Origin of the sequence: Fredinandcohnia onubensis (assembly GCF_002734285.1) — a bacterium.
Taxonomy (GTDB): domain Bacteria; phylum Bacillota; class Bacilli; order Bacillales; family Bacillaceae_L; genus Ferdinandcohnia; species Ferdinandcohnia onubensis_A.
This window is the reverse complement of sequence record NZ_NSEA01000005.1, coordinates 199,878-221,946: the sequence shown is the minus strand read 5'-3', so window position 1 is coordinate 221,946 and position 22,069 is coordinate 199,878. Positions and strand designations below refer to the sequence as shown.

General features: G+C 38.0%; 20 protein-coding genes and 2 riboswitches. All 20 genes read right to left on the bottom strand.

Annotation, left to right across the window (positions count from 1 at the left end; translation table 11 throughout):
- Nucleotides 1-22: 22 nt before the first annotated feature.
- The gene (locus CKJ95_RS06910; RefSeq protein WP_099352663.1) at nt 23-871 is read right to left on the bottom strand and encodes a DUF72 domain-containing protein; all 849 of its coding nucleotides are present in this window, start codon (nt 869-871) and stop codon (nt 23-25) included.
- Between the two features lie 79 nt (nt 872-950).
- Nucleotides 951-2,348 (bottom strand): Fe-S cluster assembly protein SufB, encoded by a 1,398-nt coding sequence (sufB, locus tag CKJ95_RS06905; RefSeq protein ID WP_099352662.1) that lies wholly within the window; start codon nt 2,346-2,348, stop codon nt 951-953.
- A gap of 58 nt (nt 2,349-2,406) precedes the next feature.
- A complete protein-coding gene (sufU, locus tag CKJ95_RS06900; RefSeq protein ID WP_099352661.1) occupies nt 2,407-2,853 on the bottom strand; it encodes a Fe-S cluster assembly sulfur transfer protein SufU in 447 nt (148 codons plus the stop codon).
- A complete protein-coding gene (locus CKJ95_RS06895; RefSeq protein WP_099352660.1) occupies nt 2,843-4,063 on the bottom strand; it encodes a cysteine desulfurase in 1,221 nt (406 codons plus the stop codon). The genes sufU and CKJ95_RS06895 overlap by 11 nt, the downstream gene beginning before the upstream one ends.
- Nucleotides 4,063-5,367 carry a Fe-S cluster assembly protein SufD gene (sufD, locus tag CKJ95_RS06890; protein ID WP_099352659.1) on the bottom strand — a complete coding sequence of 435 codons (1,305 nt, stop codon included), beginning with the start codon at nt 5,365-5,367 and terminating at the stop codon, nt 4,063-4,065. The genes CKJ95_RS06895 and sufD overlap by 1 nt, the downstream gene beginning before the upstream one ends.
- 17 nt (nt 5,368-5,384) lie before the next feature.
- A complete protein-coding gene (gene sufC, locus CKJ95_RS06885) occupies nt 5,385-6,170 on the bottom strand; it encodes a Fe-S cluster assembly ATPase SufC (protein ID WP_099352658.1) in 786 nt (261 codons plus the stop codon).
- A gap of 787 nt (nt 6,171-6,957) precedes the next feature.
- Nucleotides 6,958-7,800: a MetQ/NlpA family ABC transporter substrate-binding protein gene (locus CKJ95_RS06880; RefSeq protein ID WP_099352657.1), complete on the bottom strand. Its 843-nt coding sequence runs from the start codon at nt 7,798-7,800 to the stop codon at nt 6,958-6,960.
- Nucleotides 7,801-7,817: 17 nt separating this feature from the next.
- Complete coding sequence (locus CKJ95_RS06875; protein ID WP_257215730.1) at nt 7,818-8,417, bottom strand: methionine ABC transporter permease; 600 nt, start codon at nt 8,415-8,417, stop codon at nt 7,818-7,820.
- A 97-nt stretch (nt 8,418-8,514) separates the two neighbouring features.
- Complete coding sequence (locus CKJ95_RS06870) at nt 8,515-9,540, bottom strand: methionine ABC transporter ATP-binding protein (protein WP_099352655.1); 1,026 nt, start codon at nt 9,538-9,540, stop codon at nt 8,515-8,517.
- Between the two features lie 151 nt (nt 9,541-9,691).
- A riboswitch (SAM riboswitch) is annotated at nt 9,692-9,799 on the bottom strand.
- Between the two features lie 103 nt (nt 9,800-9,902).
- On the bottom strand, nt 9,903-11,225 hold the full coding sequence (locus CKJ95_RS06865) for an O-acetylhomoserine aminocarboxypropyltransferase/cysteine synthase family protein (protein ID WP_099352654.1): 1,323 nt from the start codon (nt 11,223-11,225) through the stop codon (nt 9,903-9,905).
- Nucleotides 11,226-11,295: 70 nt separating this feature from the next.
- Nucleotides 11,296-11,398: riboswitch (SAM riboswitch) on the bottom strand.
- 190 nt (nt 11,399-11,588) lie between these two features.
- The gene (locus CKJ95_RS06860; protein WP_099352653.1) at nt 11,589-12,863 is read right to left on the bottom strand and encodes an MFS transporter; all 1,275 of its coding nucleotides are present in this window, start codon (nt 12,861-12,863) and stop codon (nt 11,589-11,591) included.
- A 205-nt stretch (nt 12,864-13,068) separates the two neighbouring features.
- Complete coding sequence (locus CKJ95_RS06855; protein ID WP_099352652.1) at nt 13,069-13,848, bottom strand: TerC family protein; 780 nt, start codon at nt 13,846-13,848, stop codon at nt 13,069-13,071.
- Nucleotides 13,849-14,070: 222 nt separating this feature from the next.
- Nucleotides 14,071-14,376 carry a thioredoxin family protein gene (locus CKJ95_RS06850; RefSeq protein WP_099352651.1) on the bottom strand — a complete coding sequence of 102 codons (306 nt, stop codon included), beginning with the start codon at nt 14,374-14,376 and terminating at the stop codon, nt 14,071-14,073.
- A gap of 80 nt (nt 14,377-14,456) precedes the next feature.
- Entirely contained in the window at nt 14,457-14,810 is a 354-nt protein-coding gene (locus tag CKJ95_RS06845; RefSeq protein WP_180271432.1) for a toprim domain-containing protein, read from the bottom strand.
- A gap of 147 nt (nt 14,811-14,957) precedes the next feature.
- On the bottom strand, nt 14,958-15,203 hold the full coding sequence (locus CKJ95_RS06840) for a YusG family protein (RefSeq protein ID WP_180271431.1): 246 nt from the start codon (nt 15,201-15,203) through the stop codon (nt 14,958-14,960).
- Nucleotides 15,204-15,345: 142 nt separating this feature from the next.
- Nucleotides 15,346-15,729, bottom strand: a complete 384-nt coding sequence (gcvH, locus tag CKJ95_RS06835; RefSeq protein WP_099352648.1) for a glycine cleavage system protein GcvH — start codon at nt 15,727-15,729, stop codon at nt 15,346-15,348.
- A 109-nt stretch (nt 15,730-15,838) separates the two neighbouring features.
- Nucleotides 15,839-16,198 (bottom strand): arsenate reductase family protein, encoded by a 360-nt coding sequence (locus tag CKJ95_RS06830; protein ID WP_099352647.1) that lies wholly within the window; start codon nt 16,196-16,198, stop codon nt 15,839-15,841.
- Between the two features lie 193 nt (nt 16,199-16,391).
- On the bottom strand, nt 16,392-18,176 hold the full coding sequence (locus CKJ95_RS06825) for an acyl-CoA dehydrogenase family protein (protein WP_099352646.1): 1,785 nt from the start codon (nt 18,174-18,176) through the stop codon (nt 16,392-16,394).
- Between the two features lie 55 nt (nt 18,177-18,231).
- Complete coding sequence (locus CKJ95_RS06820; protein ID WP_099352645.1) at nt 18,232-19,410, bottom strand: acetyl-CoA C-acetyltransferase; 1,179 nt, start codon at nt 19,408-19,410, stop codon at nt 18,232-18,234.
- 68 nt (nt 19,411-19,478) lie between these two features.
- Nucleotides 19,479-21,863: a 3-hydroxyacyl-CoA dehydrogenase/enoyl-CoA hydratase family protein gene (locus tag CKJ95_RS06815; protein WP_099352644.1), complete on the bottom strand. Its 2,385-nt coding sequence runs from the start codon at nt 21,861-21,863 to the stop codon at nt 19,479-19,481.
- Nucleotides 21,864-22,069: the final 206 nt, after the last annotated feature.

Here is a 22,069-nt window from a genome sequence, read left to right as displayed (position 1 = left end):
TAAAATATGCTTATAGTTTGTACTAACTAAAAAAGTCTAATTGCCTCGGGGCTAGATCTCGATATTCGATTCCGAGCATATCGATAAATTGCTTAGCATTGTCTGCTGCATCTCCACCTGAGTTGTTATTAAACAATACGTAGATGGTTTCACTTGATTGATTAAGTTTCTGAACATGGTGAATCCATTCTTCTAGCTCTTCTTTATTATACTTATATAAATAACGAACATCACGCCAATTGCCTTCTTTTGGCTTTGTCCAGCCATGGACGTTTCTGCCATGGAAACGAACGAGCGTTTTTTGTTTATGGGTTGGATGTAAGACTGTCGGGATTGACCCTTGGCCTGCCTGTGGCTCATCACAAATACTATGAATCCAGCCTTCCTGTTCCATAAATTGTAATGTTTGTTGTTTTAGTTGTGGTGAAAACCATGATTGGTGGCGGAATTCAAGGGCCACAGAAATTTCTCCCATCTGCTGCTTGCACCACCTTAAGTAGTCTACATTTTCACGTTTACAATCATACCATGGTGGAAATTGAAATAAAACCATGGCGAGCTTTTTTGCTTGTTGATAAGGTTCAAGTGACAAACGAAAGGCATCAAACATGTCTTCCTTTGTTTCAAATGGCATCTCCCCACGTTGATGACCTGTCATCCCTTGATAAGCTTTAACAATGAATTGAAAAGATTCCGGTGTGTCTTTCAGCCATTTTTCCACATTACGTTTAGGCTGAATCGCATAGAAAGATGCATCCACCTCGACGATCGGAAAATGACCGGCATATTCCTTCAGTTTATCACCTGGTGTGGTTCCTGCTGTATATAGACTATCATGGTCACCCCAGCCTGTTACGCCAATATAGATCATGGAGTCACCTCCTATTACGATTATGTACAAAAATAACTCGCTTGAGAGTATCTCAAACGAGTTATTGCATGTGTTCTTATTATCCGATTGAACCTTCCATCTCGAACTTGATTAAGCGGTTCATTTCAACTGCGTATTCCATTGGAAGCTCTTTTGTAAATGGCTCGATAAAGCCCATTACGATCATTTCAGTAGCTTCTTGCTCAGAAATACCACGGCTCATTAGATAGAATAGTTGTTCTTCAGATACTTTCGATACCTTCGCTTCATGCTCTAATGAAATATTATCATTTAAAATTTCATTATACGGAATTGTATCAGAAGTTGATTGATTATCCATGATTAACGTATCACATTCGATATTAGAACGAGCTCCATGTGCTCTACGTCCGAAGTGTACAATACCACGGTATGTTACTTTACCACCGTGTTTAGCAATAGACTTCGATACGATAGTAGAAGATGTATTTGGAGCAAGGTGAGTCATTTTCGCACCCGCATCCTGGTGTTGACCTTTACCAGCAATTGCAATGGAAAGAGTCATACCGCGAGCTCCTTCACCACGAAGGATAACAGCTGGATATTTCATTGTTAATTTTGAACCAATGTTACCATCGATCCATTCCATTGTTGCATTCGCATCACATACTGCACGCTTTGTAACAAGGTTATAAACGTTGTTAGCCCAGTTTTGAATAGTTGTATAACGGCAGTACGCATCTTTTTTAATGATGATTTCAACAACTGCACTGTGTAGTGAGTTTGTTGTATAAACAGGAGCCGTACATCCTTCAACATAGTGTACACTTGCACCTTCATCAACGATTATTAATGTACGTTCAAATTGACCCATGTTTTCAGAGTTGATACGGAAATATGCTTGAAGTGGTGTATCAACCTTTATACCTGGTGGTACGTAGATAAATGATCCACCAGACCAAACTGCTGAGTTCAATGCCGCGAACTTGTTATCAGTTGGAGGAATAACCTTCGCCCAGTGCTCACGGAAAATATCTTCATTCTCTTTAAGAGCTGAATCTGTATCCTTAAATACAATTCCCAGTTCTTCAAGGTCTTCCTTCATATTATGGTAGACAACCTCTGATTCGTACTGAGCAGAAACACCTGCAAGATATTTTTGTTCAGCTTCAGGAATACCTAACTTATCAAAAGTTGCTTTGATTTCTTCAGGAACTTCATCCCATGACTTTTCGGATTTCTCAGAAGGTTTTACGTAATACGTAATTTCATCAAAGTTTAAGCTATTAAGGTCTCCACCCCATTGTGGCATAGGCATGTTGTAAAAATGCTCTAAGGATTTAAGACGGAAATCTAACATCCATTGAGGCTCTTCTTTCATGCGAGAGATTTCTTCAACAATTTCCTTTGTTAAACCACGTTCTGAACGGAAGATGGAAACGTCTTTATCTGCAAAGCCATATTTATAATCGCCAATTTCAGGCATTTTCTTTGCCATTCTACTTCACTCCATTCTATGTGAGGCATCCTCATATCGAACTGCTATGAGAAATCACTCACGATTCATTTTGTTCGTCCTTAAATCCCTTTTCCATTGCCTTCCAAGCTAATGTTGCACATTTAATGCGTGCTGGGAATTTTGAAACGCCCTGAAGTGCTTCAATGTCTCCTAAATCAATGCTATCATCATATTCTTTTCCTAGCATCATTTCTGAGAAGATTTGTGACATTTTTAATGCATCTTCAATTTTACTGCCTTTAATCGCTTGAGTCATCATTGAAGCAGATGACATTGAAATGGAACAACCTTCTCCATCGAATTTAGCATCTTGAACGACACCATCATCTACTTTTAAAGTAAGATGAATGCGGTCTCCACAGGTTGGGTTATTCATATCAATTGTTAACGCCCCATCTTGGATAACTCCTCGATTTCTCGGCTTTTTATAATGATCCATTATTACCTGTCGGTACAAGGTATCAAGGTTTATTTTAGAATCCATTGCTGAAATACTCCTTTGTTTTTATGAGTCCTTCAACTAGTTTATCAATTTCTTCTTCTGTATTATAGAGGTAAAAACTTGCACGAGCAGTGGCTGATACCTTCAACCATTTCATAAGTGGTTGCGCACAGTGATGACCAGCTCTTACAGCAATACCTTCAGCATCTAGAACTGTTGCAACATCGTGTGGGTGGACATCTTCAATATTGAAAGTTACTACTCCTGCACGATGCTCAGGCCCATAAATGGTTAGACCCTCTACTTGTGACATTCGTTCAATTGCATGTGCTGCTAACTTGTGCTCGTGCGCAAGAATATTGTCGAGACCAATATCTTCTAAAAAGTCGATTGCAGCACCTAAACCAATTGCTCCAGCAATAATAGGAGTTCCAGCTTCTAATTTCCAAGGAAGCTCTTTCCATGTTGATTCGTATAGGTCAACGAAATCAATCATTTCCCCACCCGTTTCAACTGGCTCCATTTTTTCAAGCAATGCCTTCTTACCATATAATACACCGATACCAGTAGGTCCGCACATTTTATGGCCAGAAAAAGCAAGGAAGTCACAATCGAGGTCTTTCACATCGATTTTTAGATGTGGCGCAGCTTGTGCACCATCAACAACCATAACAGCCCCATTACGGTGTGCAATTTCGGTAATTTCTTTAATTGGATTGATTGCACCAAGAACGTTAGAGACCATCATTACAGAAACAATTTTTGTTCGATTCGTAACAATCTCTTCAACATCCTTGAGGTCAATCGAACCATCCTCTTGTAGAGGGATATATTTTAATTTCGCACCTGTACGTTTTGCAATTTGCTGCCAAGGAATAATATTGGCATGGTGTTCCATATAGGTAATGACAATTTCATCGCCCTCACTGAGATTATCTCGCCCATAGCTTGCTGCAATTGTATTGATTGCAGTTGTTGTTCCCCGGGTAAAAATAACCTCTTGAATAGAAGATGCATTGATGAACTTTCTAACCTTTTCACGAGCATTCTCATATGCATCAGTTGCTTTTGTACCTAGGGTATGAACTCCGCGATGAACATTTGAGTTGTATTCTCGATAATAGCGATCCAGCGTTTCGATTACAGTAACAGGTTTTTGAGATGTAGCAGCACTGTCTAAATAGACAAGCGGGTTTCCATTTACCTCTTGATCTAAGATTGGGAACATGGAACGAATATCTTGGATATTCATTATTTTACTTTCCTTTCAATTACCTCAACTAGTTGTTTCTTAACTCCTTCGATTGGAAGTTGGTTTACAACTGGTGCAAGGAAACCATGAATGACTAAACGCTCAGCTTCCATCTGTGGAATACCACGGCTCATTAAGTAATATAATTGAACAGGGTCAACCCTACCAACAGATGCAGCGTGACCTGCTGTTACATCATCTTCATCAATAAGTAAAATTGGATTTGCATCTCCACGAGCTTTTTCGCTTAGCATCAATACTCTTGATTCTTGTTCAGCATTGGATTTAGAAGCGCCATGTTCGATATGCCCAATACCATTAAAGATAGAGCTTGCGCTGTCCTTCATTACACCATGTTTTAGAATATAACCTTCAGAATTCTTACCATGGTGAGTAATTCTAGTCGTAAAGTTTTGCTTTTGCTCGCCTCGACCTACAACAACGGTCTTTGTATCAGCATATGAACCGTCTCCAACTAAGTTAGTGATATTTTCAGAAATGGTATCACCATCATTCATAAGGCCGAGAGCCCATTCAACCTTACTGTCACGGCCGATTACTCCACGACGTGTTACGTAGGTTGTGTTTCCAGTAGCTAAGGCATCAACAGCTCCGTAAGTAACTTTTGCATTGCTGCCTGCAATAACTTCTGAAACAATATTCACAACTGTATTCGAAGAATCTGTTGTTGAAATATAGTTTTCAACATAAGTAACTGAACTATTATCTTCAGCAACTACGATTACATGGTTGAATAGTGCAGACTCACCATTCTCTTGAATAAATACAGCATGTAGTGGAACCGATACTTCTACATTCTTAGGAACATATACAAATGCACCACCGTTAACCAATGCAGCATGCAGCGCAGTTAGACGGTGTTCATCAACCTTAACAGCTTCTTTCATAAAATACTTTTGAAGAAGGTCACTATGTTCACGTGCAGCTGTATGAATATCTGTAAAGATAACACCACTTGCTTTTACTTCTTCTGTAAGAGAGATAAAAGCTGGAGTGTTGTCACGTTGAATATATATATTCTTATCTTCTTCAACATGAATTAATGATTTAATTTCTTCAGGGAGTTCGTCAATTGAGTTATATGGTGCACTTTCCACAACATGATTTGCAAATTGTGTAAAGTTCCATTTATCAATTTTTGTTTTATCTGGTCTTGGCATTGGAAGGTCTTCTGCTTTTTCAAGAGCTTGTAAGCGAAGTTCCTGTAGCCAACTTGGTTCACCAAGAGTAGACGAAAAACCTCTGACATAATCTTTATCAAATGGTTTCGTATCGATTGTCATAATAATCCTCCTTACGCTTACGCTTCTTGACCTACAGTTTCATCTTCAATTCCTAATTCTTTCTTAATCCAATCATATCCTTCAGCTTCTAGACGCTGTGCAAGTTCTGGTCCACCTGATTTCACAACACGTCCTTGCATCATTACATGAACTTTATCTGGTGTAATGTAGTTAAGTAAGCGTTGGTAGTGAGTGATGATTAAGCAACCAAACTCTTCTCCGCGCATTTCATTAATTCCTTTAGAAACAACCTTCAATGCATCGATATCAAGTCCTGAGTCAATCTCATCCAAGATTGCAATTTTAGGTTCAAGCATCATTAATTGTAGGATTTCATTACGTTTCTTTTCCCCACCTGAGAAGCCTTCGTTAAGGTAACGTTGAGCCATGTCAGGATCCATTTCTAGGTATTCCATATTTTTATCCATTGTACGGATGAATTTCATTAATGAAATTTCATCACCTTCTTCACGACGTGCATTAATTGCAGAACGAAGGAAGTCAGCGTTTGTAACACCGTTGATTTCACTTGGATATTGCATCGCTAAGAAAAGACCAGCGCGTGCACGCTCATCAACTTCCATTTCTAACACATCTTCACCATCAAGAGTGATGCTACCGCTTGTTACCTCATATTTAGGGTGACCCATGATTGCAGATGATAAAGTTGACTTACCTGTACCATTTGGTCCCATAATTGCGTGAATTTCTCCACCGTTTATTTCAAGGTTAACCCCTTTTAAAATCTCCTTGCCTTCGATTTCGACATGAAGATCCTTAATAACTAAAGTTGATCCTGCCATAACTACTACCTCCATTAAACGAAAATATTTTGTATAGTATTGACACATTAAGTCAAAACTTCATTCTCATTTTATTCTCATTACAATCTTATATCAAATTCAAAGTGATATCAACCTTTACACATTCACACTGGTGATACATTTTTTTAATATATGTTTTGATGTATTGGGGCCTTTAAATGAGAATAAAAAGTTAAATCTTGTCCATCAATAAGATAACACAAAACAAAAGGATATGTAAGGAAGAAAAGGAATATCTAATGGGAAGTATTCAAATCCTCAGTTTATTTTTCACAGATTCCGTTAATTCATTCTATAATATAGAATCCCAGTGTAGTGGACACTGGGTTTTGCAAACGTATATATCTAATTACATGTTCATTCTACCTATTTGAGCAATAATCATTCGACCTTGTTTATAGTCCTGTTCTCGGTTATTCTCAACCCGCATACGCTCTTTGAATTTTCGACAGTAATCCTTGTATCCAATCCCATGTGCCTGATGCATTGCCTTTTCCATTTCGCCCGTATAATTTAAACGGATTTGATTGATAATGAACCAATCCCTTCGATTTTATCGTGCTTACTTGCACATATTTAATGCTATCACTATCAACCTTTTGCCTCAACAACAGGATATTGCAGTATTTTAAGCTACCAATCCTTATTTGACTATATGGCTTACAATAGGAACACGACAGATACAATTCAATCAATTTCCTTTGTTTTCCTCAAGAATATGCAAAAATTGAAAAGAGGCTTACCACTTGGCAAGCCTCTTTTTTATTTATTCAACTACAGTAACAGCACCAGCATATTCTTCTTCAATAAACTTTTGAATTTCTTCAGATTTTAACACTTCTACTAATGCTTTAATCTCTTCGCGTTCTTCTTCGCCTTTATTGACAACGATTAGGTTTGCAGGTACGACATCATCACCTTCAAAGGCAATACCGTCTTCCGCAATATTTACTCCACCTTCGAGAGCGTAGTTTGTGTTGATTACAACCGCATCTCCTTCACCATTTTCAAAGGATGTAGCAAGAAGCTTTGCTTCGATTAAAGTAGAAAAATCAAGATTTTTTGGATTATCTACGATATCTTCAACTCTTGCTTGGTCACCAACACCTTCTTTAAGTTTGATGATGCCTTCTCTTTCAAAAATCGGTAAGATACGTCCATGGTCACTAAAAGAGTTACTCATAATTATTTTTGCTCCATCTGGGAGCTCGTTTAGATTTTTATATTCTTTTGAATAAATCCCGATTGGCTCTTTATGAATTTCACCAACACTTACAAAATCAAAATCAGGGTTGTCCTTTAATTGTAAATCTAAATAACCAGGTGTTTGGAAGTAGTTTGCGTCAAGTTCTTTTTCATGTAAAGCTACGTTCGGTAAGATATAGTCTGTAAAAACTTCTATTTCAAGGTCAATACCTTTATCCTTTAATAAAGGTTTTGCTTGTTCAAGGACTTCCGCATGTGGAACAGCTGATGCACCTACAACAAGCTTTTTATTTCCTTCTGCTTCTTGAGTATCTCCTCCATCGCCAGCGTCGTCATTTCCGCCACAAGCAACTAGGGCAATTGAAAGTAGTCCAAATAGTAGTACATAAAGTATTTTTTTCATTGTTGTTTTTCCTCCTGTTATCTCTTGTCTGTATGTTTTGTAAAGAAATCACCCACAAATTGAATGATAAATACCAATATTAGAATTGCAACAGTAGCAATAAATGTAATGATAGGTTTATTGCTTTGGAATCCATATAAATAGGCGAAATGTCCTAACCCACCTGCACCGATAACACCAGCCATTGCGGTAAAGCTTACTAGGGAGATCGCAGTAACGGTAATCCCAGAAATTAAGGCTGGTAAAGATTCAGGAATTAACACTTTAAAAATAATTGTCGAGTTTGTAGCTCCCATCGAATGAGATGCCTCAATTACACCTTTATCGATTTCACGCAAAGCAATTTCAACCATTCTTGCATAGAACGGTGCTGACCCTATAATCAAAGATGGTAATGCAGCACTTGGCCCCAACATAGAACCCATCATAATTTTCGTGAAAGGTATTAATAGGACAATCAGAATGATGAATGGTATGGATCGAAAAATATTAACAAATGCAGATACTATTCGATTTACCACTGTATTCTCCCAGGCATTCCCTTTATCTGTTAAAAAGAGAACTAAACCCAAAAATAAACCGATAATAAAAGTAGCAAGCACCGAGATCGAGGTCATGTATAAAGTCTCTAAGGTTGCTTCCCAAAGGTTCCCCCAATTGAGTGCTTGATAATCATTAACCTGTTTCTCCCATTTAAGTAATTCTTGAAATTGTTCAAGCATTTTCAATCACCTCAGCTTCTACTCGTTGTTGTCGAATAAATTCGATGGCTGAAGTGACTTCATTAGCATCACCATCAAGATGAATAAACAATGTTCCATAAGATCCATTTTGGGTTTGTGAAATTTTCCCTTGTAAAATATTCACTTCCACCTTAAAATCTCGGATTAATCGTGTGATTAATGGCTTTTCAGCATCTTCCCCAACGAAGCTAAGCTGTACCATTTTTCCATTTGGAAATCGATCTAATAAATTCTCAACCGTTTCTTTTGTTTCTTCAGGCTCTGTTACTTGCTGAACGAAGCGTTTTGTGATGTTGGCTTGAGGCTTTTTAAATACATCAAGCACTCGTCCTTGCTCAACAAACTTCCCATTTTCCATAACTGCAACACGATGACAGATTTTACGAATCACATGCATTTCATGGGTAATTAATACAATTGTTAATCCTAGACGTTCATTAATATCAACTAGCAAGTCCAAAATAGAGTCAGTTGTTTGCGGGTCTAATGCAGATGTTGCTTCATCACATAGTAAAACCTTTGGGTTGTTAGCAAGTGCTCTTGCAATTCCAACTCTTTGCTTCTGGCCACCGCTAAGTTGTGATGGGTAAGCACCTTCTCGCCCTTCCAGTCCTACAAGCTTAATAAGCTCATTAACCCGTTCTTCTCGTTTAGATTTGGGCACTTTTGCAATCTCCAAGGGAAAGGAGATATTTTCCCTCACTGTTCGCGACCATAATAGGTTAAAGTGCTGAAAAATCATACTTATTTCTTTACGAGCATCACGCAATGCTTTTCCTTTAATGGAAGTGATATTATGACCAGCAACAGTAATATTTCCTTCTGTTGGTGTTTCAAGACCATTCAATAAACGGATGAGTGAACTTTTACCCGCGCCGCTGTATCCAATGATCCCGAAAATTTCACCTTCATTAATCTGTAAGTCAATATTGTTAACTGCTGTTACAGAATTTGTTTTTGTTTGATAAATCTTTTTAACATTTTTTAGTGTTATCACGTTGTCACACCTTCTATTCAGAGAAAACTATGTTTAGTGTATGCGATAATGTAAATAAATAAAGATAATAAATAATCAAATATGCCCCGCATATAAAAATAAAAGCCTTCCTGCAAAAACGAGCAGAAAGGCACAATTCAGTGATTCCTTCCTCTCATCTTCCAAAGCCCATAGCTTTGTGTGAATTGGCACCTTTTCAACAGACGTTGACGGTTGCTGGGTTTCATCGGGCACATCCCTCCACCACTCTGAATAAGAGTTATCAGATTATTTAACTTTCATTATCATACTAAAACAACACGTGAGTTATCTTATCATCTCGATATAAGGGTGTCAACGAAAATATTGTGAACAATTTTTGGTTATGCTGTCGGCCCCGATAAATCTGAACTTGTTCCATTAGCTGCTTTAATGGCTTGCTCCAAATCTTCTAAAATATCTTCAACATTTTCAATACCAACAGATAAGCGAACCAAGTCTTCTGTTACACCAGACGCCTTAAGATCTTCTGGGCTTAATTGTTGGTGTGTAGTACTTGCAGGGTGAATAATTAAGCTTTTTGCATCCCCAACGTTTGCAACATGTGACCAAAGCTCTACACTATTGATTAGCTTTTCACCAGCTTCTCTTCCACCTTTAATACCGAACACAATTACGGATCCAGCACCTTTTGGTAAGTATTTATCAGCTAGTTGTTTATTTGGATGGTCCTCTTCACCTGGGTACAATACCCATTCAACCCCAGGATGATTTTTAAGATAGGAAACAACTTTTTCAGTATTTGCAATATGCTCCTTCATACGAACATGTAAAGTTTCAAGACCTAAGTTGAATTGGAATGAATTATATGGGCTAATAGCTGGCCCTAAATCACGAAGAAGTTGAACTCTAGCTTTAATAATAAAGGCTACTGGTCCTAAAGCTTCAGCGTAGACTAAATCATGATAACTAGGATCTGGTGTTGTAAATCCGGGGAATTTTGGTGAATTCCAATCAAATTTACCACCGTCTACTATAATTCCACCCATGGTTGTTCCATTACCTAGTAACCACTTTGTAGCTGAATGGATAACAATGTCTGCACCATGCTCAATTGGTCTACATAAATATGGTGTCGCAAATGTATTGTCAACAATTAGAGGAATTCCAGCCTCATGAGCAATGTTAGCAACGGCCTCAATATCTAGTATATCTAAGCTAGGGTTTCCGATTGTCTCAGCAAAAATCGCCTTCGTATTTGGTGTAATGGCTTGACGGAAATTTTCAGGATTTTTTGGATCTACTAAATGTGTCTTAATACCATATTTAGGTAGAGTGTTAGCAAATAGATTATACGTTCCACCATATAGTGTAGAAGCAGATACAATCTCATCTCCCGCTCCTGCAATATTAAGGATAGAAGTTGTAATGGCTGCCATTCCACTTGAAACTGCTAGGGCACCAACTCCACCTTCTAATTGGGCAACTCTTTCTTCAAAAACTGTAGTAGTTGGGTTATGGATTCGAGTATAAATATAACCATTTTCTTTTAAGCCAAAGAGATTTGCCGCATGCTCAGTAGTGTTAAATTTAAACGCATTTGTTTGATAGATAGGAACTGCTCTAGCTCCGGTAACTGGGTCTGCCTCAAGACCTCCATGTATCGCGATCGTTTCTGGTCTAAAGTTTCTTTGTTTTTCAGTCATTAGAATCTCTCCCTCTTATAATAAAATAAAAAACCTCTTCGATAAGAAGAGGTTGTATGTATGGTTTCTCTTCTTATCTTTCAGGCAAAAAAATGCCTGCTGGATTTAGCACCGTGTAAATTACCGGTTGCCGGGTTTCATAGGGCCATTCCCTCCACCACTCGTGATAAGATAAACTATTAAGTTTTGTACTTTTACGATTAATTTGATGTTAACCCTTTTTTAAATACAAGTCAATGAAAATATTTAGAAAAAACAAGAAATTCCAAATTACTTGTATTTAATGTGAAAATCGACATCCCTTATGACACATTCATGTAATTGCTACAAAATTCGTTCCTTTTTCCCGGGAAATACGACATATTAAGATATTTTTGCGATTTGTTTTTCCTCTTTTTGAAAGGATTTCCCAGTAAAAACAAATAGGAAATAGAGAGACCCGATTAAATATAAAATAGACGTAATTGTAAACACATAAGCATAGCCCCGATAAGCACCATGCAGCATGACAATCGAGGTTGATACTGGCCCCATTAAAGCCCAGCCTAATGAAAATACCATTTGGTTAACTGAGTTGGCTAGTCCTTTCATAGAATCATTTACCCGACCCATAACAAGAGACGCTTGTATCGGGTTTCCTGCATTCATTAATGCTTGTCTAAATAAAAAGGCAATCGCCGCTATGTAAAGATTTTCGGTATATCCTGTCAGCAAGAGGAATGGTAGTGATGATAGTTGTAGATACACCACTGCACGCACTTCTCCTACCTTACTAACAATGACTGGTCCAATAATCATCGCGATCGCTGTTGCTGCTTGTCCCAACGATAAAATAAGACCAATTACAGTATTACTCGCTAAGAAGCGGTCAGCAAAATACAAATTTAGGTATGGAATAACTAATCCTGAACCAAATCCTATGATCATTTGAGCAAATGCAAACATCGCAATTAGCTTTATTTGTGATTTATTTGTTCGTAGCCTTTGACTAAAAGGCTCCACTGTTTTAATCTCAGGTTGTATCCTTGGCTGTTCATTCATTTTTAGTATCGGTAAAATGCCGGCCATATAAATGATAGTTGCAATTAATAGTGTTATTCTTACACTCCATAGCCCACTCATATGAAAGACAAATTGAAAAGCATCAGAAAATGCCCCACCCGCAATATTTCCTACCACTTGTGCGACCATCATGATAGCTGAATGAAAACTAAAGAGGTGAACCCTTTGTGCAGATGTCGAGTTTTCCGCTAACCACGGGATTCCTGATACTTGAATAAATGCAGTCGATAAGCCTGTAATAAAAGCTGTGGCAATAAGTAACTGCTCAACATCAAGTATACTTCTAGCAAAGAAAGCGAATGTTGAAATCACTAATCCAAGCACCATCACTTTTTTTCGGCCAAATTTATCACTCATAAGCCCTGCGGGTACGAGGATTAATGCAGATGCTAAAGCCGTCATTGCGATAATCGTTCCATTCGTTTGCTCGGAGTAACCTAGCTCTCTTACATAAAAGTTATACATAATTGTGAACATACCCATGCCTAATTGTGTAAAAACAGTAGCTAGTATAAATAATTTAATGTTTTGATTGTATGCTTTATATTGCGTTTTCCATCCGGTGACAATGCTCATATGTGCTCCTATAACTCATGATAATTATGATATTTCGACTCCCTAAATATCATACAACTTTTTTAAAAAATTGCAATATATCTAATAAGATAAAGAAATGTTTTTTTAAAAAAAGAAAAGCGATAATCCTTATTGGATTATCGCGAAAGTTAACAGCTTTGAAGTGAAATGCTCTTGGGTTTCATCACAGAAACGAATTTATTTTTTAAGAGGCTTCACGGTTTTGTAAATTATTCTTATTACTCGGCGCAAACCAACCAAGAAGTGCAATACCGACTAATACTCCATAGAAGATAATTGTCCAAACAGTACTATGAGGGAAATCATGATCTAAGATACCAATATCCTCATGAGCAAGGGTTATTACAGCAAGTTTGACTCCGACCCAGGCTACAATTGCATATGCGGTTGTTTCCAATGCGGGACGTTTCTCAAGAAGTTGCACAAACCAAGTTGCAGCAAACTTAATCAATACGAGGCCAGCAATACCTCCAAGAAGAATAACAAGGAATTGCCCTCCATCCATGCCACCAAAATTGCCAAGAGGTGAATCTGGAAGACCAAGTGCTAGAGCAACCGCAGCTAAGATTGAATCAATAGCGAAAGCAAGATCCGCTAATGCAATCTTTCCTACAGTTGGCCAAAATCCTTTACCAGCAGACTCTTTTTCATCATCCTTATGAATGTTTTTATTTTCCTTTCCAAACTTTGCTTGAATGATATGCTTTAAGCCTAAATAAAGAAGGTAAGCTGCTCCGATCGCTTGAATTTGCCAAACGTTTGCAATAAAGGAAATGGCAAAGAGTGCTCCAAAACGGAAAACAAAGGCCATGAGTATTCCGTAATTGATTGCTCTTTTTTTCTGTTCTTCGGGTAAATGCTTGGCTATGATTGCTAGCACTAGAGCATTGTCGGCAGATAATAAGCCTTCTAACCCGATTAGGATTAACAATGCCCAGGCATATTCAAGCCAGATTGACTCCATGAACATCTCCCCCAACTATTAGGAAATATCGTACAGAAATTTCATGCGCTTTCCCTTTTCTTATAGTACTCTTTTTAGTATGAGTACAATGAAAAACGATAAACGGAGTTATTTTAGGTAATATGTTTAAATTTTTCCTTGGGTAAAATAATTATATAAGGCAGAAAAAGAATATACATACAAAACAAAAACCCAAGAATGCTGATATCAACATTCTTGGGCTTATTTTTTTGATAAGATTTCAACCAAGTAAGGAACTGACTGAAAAGCATAATACTTATGGGCAACTTTTCCTTCTTTTACATGCATCAAACAAGGAACACTTTCAATTTGCCAATCGATTGCTTTTTTTGGTAAATAATTCAGATCACTCTTACCGATTATTACGTTTGGTAACAATTCAGCGACGACAGTCATCATTTTAGAAGCTACCTGACAGGTTCCGCACATTGGTGTAAATAAATAAAGCCAAAACTCCCCCGTGTTCGTAAGGTGAGTGTCAATTTCGTGTTCATTCCATTCCTTCATCTTTACGACAACCTTTTATCATCTTAATTGTTGTTTATTTTACCATATTTTTTGAAAAAGTATAGGATTCACGCTTGGCACTACAGTAAGTATTCAGCGTGCACATCAATGTTTGCTGAAAGAAGAACCGTTGCAATATGTTGTTCAGGGGCAGTCGCAACCTCGCGATACATTTTATCGATAAACAAATGCCTAGCTTCTGGAAATTCGCGTTTAAACTGTTTTCTAAGCTTATCTCCTGCACTGTCGGCATCCACTAAAATATAAACATCTTTATTAAACAAATGCTCAATTAACTCATCGAGTTTGGAAATACTAATCGTTCCGTTGGTACAAATAATCTCAACGGGTTCATTCACAACCGTTTCGACTTTCTTTTTATCTGTTCTCCCCTCAACAATGATTACTTTTTCAATATCGTCAAAAGCCACCATTTCATCACCTTGTTTCAAGTGTACAATAATCTGTTATATACTTCTTCGATGTGTACAACTGCTTTTCCTTCATTTTATAGCGAAGATTATATTTTGGTGAATCATTAGGAAACAATAGGGAAAAAAAGACAGTGGGTTTCCACTGTCTTAACACCAACCATTTTCATCATCACAATCTACATATTTCATATCTGGGTTAGTAGGTATATCAGCATATGTGAAAATTTTGCTCTCTTCTTGCTCATATCCCTGCTTTAGTTCATATTGAGCCCCTTCATTTGTAAATCGAATTTTTCCAATTGGTTCTTTTTCAACATATAATTTCATTTCGTTATCTCCAAGCTTACCAACCACTCGGTCAGTCACTTCAATTCGAGTATGTTTCAATACCATTACGAACACCCTTCCATCGGTATTTATTTTTAGAGTGTCCATTAAGAGAAACTTCATTCTGTTTGACAATGTCCTCACAAGTATGGAAAAAATAAAAGAGCCGATAGGAAATTTCCTGTTTTCGGCTCCTTTAATAAAAAGGTTAGTCTTCTTTTATCATTTCTTCATATTGCTCAGCTGTCATTAGGTTTTCAATATCACCAGCATTTGCAGGCTCAATTACGATCATCCATGCTTTTTCATATGGAGATTCATTTACGAATTCTGGGCTATCATCAAGGTCTTCATTTATTTCTACAACTTTACCACTGATAGGTGCATAAAGTTCAGAAACCGTTTTAACAGATTCAACACTACCGAATGGCTCATCTGCTTGTATTTCATCGCCTACCTCTGGTAGTTCAACAAATACGATATCACCTAACTCAGATTGTGCAAAATCTGTAATCCCAATACGTACTTTTTCCCCTTCTACTTTCACCCATTCATGTTCTTCAGAATAACGTAATTCTTTTGGCGTGCTCATCTTGTACCCTCCATTAATTCGATATTATGAAATAATTAGTGTGCATTTTGAAGAATAATCTCAACAAAATGGATTATGTAAAAGTCCTTTTTAAGGTCTTTCATCCGATTTATTTTGCCCAAGTGCCTTCAAACTGCGCCTCATTAAAACCAACAGTTACCTTCTTACCATCGCTTGTGAGGGGGCGCTTAATTAGCATACCATCAGAGGCTAAAAGTTCTAACAATTCATCCTCGGAGGCTGTACCTACTTTGTCCTTCAATCCAAGTTCACGGTATTTTTGTCCACTCGTATTGAAAAATTTCTTTAATTCCAATCCACTGTTTTGGTACATTTCTTTTAATTGCTCTTTTGATGGGGGATTCTCCACAATATGTATTTCCTCAAAAGCAACCTGATGTTCGTCAAGCCATTTTTTCGCTTTTCGACAGGTTCCACATTTTGGATACCAGTAAAATGTTAAAGCCATATTCTCACCACCCCTACAACATACTACCTAAATATTTTAACATATAAAATTTTGAAATAACAATGATTCTCTATATTCCAAGGATTAATTTCGACGCATTTCCCGTTTATCCTTCTTAATAAAGAAATAACTCTTTTATTTAAGAAAAAAAGCCCCTATATTTAGGAGCTATTTCTCGCAGTTCGGTTTTAAATCACACAGTGTATTTTTCAGCTTCAATAAGTGTAGCTGCAATTTCACGTTTTTTCGCAATTACATTCACAGGTGTATGACGAGTTAATTTACGTAGTGCAGATGTCATCATCCGTAAAACATCGCCTTCTTCTGTCGCAACAAGTGTTTCTTTAGCATGAGCTTCAATCTCATTAAATGCTTCTTGAACAAATACTTGAGTGTAAAGGATCTTTTGTTGATTTTTATCTTCACCTGATTTTTTGATTGCTTTTTCTGTACGAAGAACCACAGATTCCATCGCATAAATATTTGCAGCAATGTCGGCAATATTTGCAAGAATCTCTTGTTCTTTCTCAAGCTTAGGTCCAAATTTTTGCGCTGCAAGTCCTGCAATCATAAGGCCAATCTTCTTGGCATTGCGAACTAGGAATTTCTCTTGTTCTAATACGCCATCACCCACCTCTTCAGGCATTAGCATCATTAGCTCCTCTTGAAGCTGTGTTGCTTTTTCAAGTAAAGGTAATTCCCCTTTTAATGCTTTACGTAAGAAAGTTCCAGGAACGAGTAGACGGTTGATTTCATTTGTTCCTTCAAAAATACGGTTAATACGCGAATCACGGTATGCTCTTTCGATCTCGTATTCCTGCATAAATCCATAGCCACCATGGATTTGTACACCTTCATCAACTACATAGTCTAATACTTCAGTGTTGAAGAATTTATTAATCGAACACTCTATTGCATACTCAGCAATTGATTTAGCAACTTCTTTACCATTCTTTACTTCTTCTTCAGATAGTTGGCCCATACGGTCTTCAAAATACCCAACTGTACGATACACGCTGGATTCGGCCGCATAAATCTTTGATGCCATATTCGCTAATTTTTCTTGGATTAATCCAAATTTTGAAATTGGCGTTTTAAATTGTTGTCGTTGGTTTGCATATTTTACTGCAAGTTCAAACGCACTCTTGGCACCACCAACTGCACCTACACCTAGCTTATAACGGCCGATATTTAAAATATTAAAGGCAATTATGTGACCACGGCCAACTTCACCTAAAAGGTTTTCCACAGGTACCTGTGCATCTTCTAGAATTAGTGTACGTGTTGAGGAACTCTTGATCCCCATTTTCTTTTCTTCAGCACCTGTTGAAACTCCAGGAAACTCACGTTCAACAATGAACGCCGAAAATTTATCGCCATCTATTTTTGCATAGACAACAAATACATCCGCGAAGCCAGCATTTGTAATCCATTGCTTTTCCCCATTTAATACATAGTGCGTCCCTTCTGCATTTAATTTCGCAGTCGTCTTTGCACCTAGAGCGTCAGAACCTGAACCTGGCTCTGTTAACGCATATGCAGCTAGTAGCTCACCTGTAGCTAACTTAGGAAGATATTTTTGTTTTTGCTCTTCATTACCAAAAAGAACAATTGGAAGTGAACCAATTCCAACATGTGCTCCATGAGAAATTGAGAATCCACCGGCTCTTGCCATTTTTTCAGCAATTAAAGCAGAGCTTACTTTGTCTAGACCTAATCCACCGTACTCTTCTGGTACGTCTACACCTAATAGTCCAAGGTCTCCTGCGCTTTTCAATAATTTTACTGAGCGATCAAATTCATGGTTTTCAAGTTGCTCAACCTGTGGAAGAACTTCGTTTGCTACATAGTCTTCTGTAGTTTTTGCAATCATTTTATGTTCATCTGTATAATCTTCCGGTGTGAAGACACGGTCTGCTTCAAGATCTTCGATTAAAAAGCCCCCACCTAAAACGACTTTATCAGTTGCATTTGACATTTGGTTTCCCCCTAAAAGTTTTATTCAGAGGCTAACTCATTGTTAGCCATATTTTTTATGCTAGTAATTCAAACACTCCGGCAGCTCCCATACCACCACCGATACACATTGTGACAACACCAAACTGTACATTACGACGCTTCATTTCATGCATCAATGTAAGTGTTAATTTTGCTCCTGAACATCCAAGTGGATGACCGAGTGCAATTGCTCCACCATTTACGTTTACTTTTTCTTCATCAAGTCCTAATTCACGAATAACTTGAAGAGACTGAGACGCAAATGCTTCGTTTAACTCAAATAACCCAATATCTGAGAGCTCAAGCCCTGCCATTTTAAGTGCCTGTGGAATCGCTGCAACTGGACCAATCCCCATAACTTCTGGTGGAACTCCAGCAACGGCAAACGATCTAAACTTCACGAATGGAGTCAAGCCAAGGCTCGTTGCTTTTTCACGGTCCATCACCATTACAGCAGCTGCACCATCACTTGTTTGTGAAGCATTTCCTGCTGTAACAGATCCAGTCACCGAGAATGCTGGTCTTAATTTTGCAAGCACTTCAAGATTTGTATCTTCTCGGACGCCTTCATCCTGAGAAAAAAGGACGTGTTTTTCTACTAATTTATTATTTGCATCCACATGACGAAGAGTTACGTCTACTGGAATAATCTCATCAACAAACTTACCAGCTTTAATAGCGGCTGCGGCCCTTTGATGACTTCTTACAGCAAAAGCGTCTTGATCTTCACGACTAACACCGTATTTTACCGCTACCTGCTCTGCTGTATGGCCCATTCCCATATAGTATTCAGGTGCTGTTTCTGCAAGCCTTGCATTCGGACGAACAACATGGCCCATCATTGGTACTAGGCTCATAGATTCTGCTCCACCTGCAATTGCTGTATCAGAATGTCCTATCATAATTTTTTCTGCTGCATAGGCAATTGATTGAAGTCCAGATGAACAATAACGATTGATCGTAATTGCCGGAACTGTATGCGACAATCCTGCTAATGCCCCAATATTTCTTGCCATATTTAAGCCCTGTTCTGCTTCAGGCATTGCACATCCGATGATTAAATCATCAATATTTCCTTCATAATTACCTGCTCGTTTTATTGTTTCTTTAACAACTAATGCTCCTAAATCATCTGGTCTAACATTTGCAAGTGTACCTTTTTTCGCTTTACCAACAGGGGTTCTCGCACCCGCTACGATGACTGCTTCTCTCAACACATTCCCTCCTAACTTTTTAACCGAGCAGGAGATTGAAGTATCCAATCTCCTTAAAACATATATGTTTAGTTACGTAATGGTTTTCCTTTAACAAGCATGTGTTGCATTCTGGCTTGCGTCTTTGGCTCACCAACAAGGCTAAGGAATGCTTCACGTTCAAGGTCTAATAAGTATTGTTCATCTACTTCAGTACCATATGGAACATTTCCACCTGCAAGTACCCAAGCAAGCTTTTTCGCAATTTTAAGATCATGGTCTGAAATGTAGCCAGAGTATTTCATTGCTTGTGCACCTAATAATAAGGTGGCGTATCCTGACTCACCAACAACCGGTACCTTCTTACGTACTGGAGCTTTATACCCTTGTGCCGACAATGCTAGCACTGATTGTTTCGCATCATGGATGAGGTGATCTCCATTGAAGCTGATGCCGTCTTCTTTTGTTAAGAAGTTATTCGTACGGGCTTCATCGGCTGATGTAGAAACCTTCGCCATGGCTATTGTTTCGAATACTTTGTTTGCGACATTTTGAAGATTTACCTCTACTCCTGCTGGCATTCCTTGAAGATGGTTAATGTAAAGCTCTTTATTTCCACCACCGCCAGGGATTACACCTACACCAACTTCTACTAGCCCCATATAGGTTTCACTTGAAGCTTGAACCTGAGCAGCAGGTAAACAGATTTCTGCTCCTCCACCAAGCGTCATGCCAAATGGTGCAACGACCACTGGTTTTTCACTGTATTTGATATTCATCATCGCTTGTTGGAATTGACGAACAACAAGTTCGATATCATAAAAATTGTCATCCTGTGCTTCCATTAAAATCATCGCAAGGTTAGCACCGACACAGAAATTTTTCGCCTGGTTACCAATCACTAATCCTTTATAGTTTTTTGCTACTTCATCAATTGAGTAATTAATCATCTGAATAATATCGAAACCGATTGCATTATTAGGTGATGTGAATTCTAAAAGGGCAACATCATCGCCTAAATCTATTAAACTAGCACCACTATTTTTCTTAATGACGCCATTCGTTTCTTTTAATTTCTTGATATTTATATACTTTGGATTTGCCTTAACTGCTTTGTATTCACCGTTATGATAATAAGAAACAGAACCATTTTCTTTTTTATAGAACGAAGTATGTCCGTTCGCCAGCATTTCTTTAATCCACGCTGGCACTTCGGCACCTTCTGCTTCCATCTTCTTCACAGATTTTTCAAGGCCGATTGCATCCCATGTTTCAAATGGACCTAATTGCCAGCCGAAGCCCCACTTCATTGCATCATCGATAGCAACGATGTCATCTGCAATTTCACCTAAAAGAGTAGCTGAATAGATAAGTGCTGGGCTTGTAATATTCCATAATAGCTTTCCGGCACGATCCTCCGCATATAAGAGAGTTTTAAACTTATTCGCTGTTCCTTTCACTTGCTTAATGGAAGCTGTAACTGGAGTTTGTAGCTTTTTTCTCTCTTGGTAGTGGAGAGTTTCAGGGTTTAATTCTAAGATCTCCTTACCTTTTTTCAGGAAGAAGCCTTGCCCTGATTTGCTTCCCAACCACCCTTTTTCCAGCATGGCTTTCATAAAGTCAGGAACATCGAAAACTTCTTTTTCTGCTCCCTCAACTTGTTCATAAACATTATTGGCCACGTGTATAAATGTATCTAGCCCCACGACATCGAGGGTGCGGAATGTTGCGCTCTTCGGACGTCCAATCATTGGGCCTGTAACTGAGTCTACTTCTCCTATGCTATATCCGCCTTTTAGCATTTCACGAACGGTAACAAGCAACCCATATGTTCCAATCCTGTTTGCGATGAAGTTCGGTGTATCCTTCGCTTCAACGACTCCTTTTCCAAGTACATCTTCACCAAATGTTTTCATAAAAGAGAGTACTTCTGGGCTTGTGTTTTTTGTTGGAATCACTTCTAGCAATTTTAAATAACGAGGTGGGTTGAAGAAGTGTGTTCCTAAAAAATGCTTCTGAAAATCTTCTGAACGTCCTTCAGCCATAGCCTCAACCGAAATACCAGATGTATTAGAGCTCACAATGCTTCCTGGCTTTCTCACATTATCGATTTGGGTAAAAACCTTTTTCTTAATTTCAAGGTTTTCAACAACCACTTCAATAATCCAGTCAACCTCTGAAAGCTTTGACATATCATCTTCAAAGTTCCCAGTTGTGATTAGAGCGATGTTTTCCTTAGAAGTAAGTGGTGCTGGCTTTTGTTTCAACAACTTTTGGACTGCTGAATCACTTAGACGATTTCGAACTTGTTTATCCTCTAATGTAAACCCTTTCTTTTTTTCTGCTTCTAAAAGTTCACGAGGAACAATATCTAATAGTAATGTGGGTATTCCGATATTAGCTAAGTGTGCAGCGATACCTGATCCCATAACTCCCGAACCAAGAACTGCAGCTTTTTTAATGCTTTGGATCATTCACAGTTTCCTCCTTTTATGCTTTTTTGAACATTTGAATGAACGCTCATTCATTTTTGCTTCAAAAAAATATCCCATATTCTATTCGCTAATGGATTTTTGAGCTTCCAAAAAGAATGAGTTCCTTTATATCTAAATATAAAGCAATATTTTAATTTTCGCAATATATTCAACAAACAATTTTTGTATTTCTTTGAAGTTCGCAT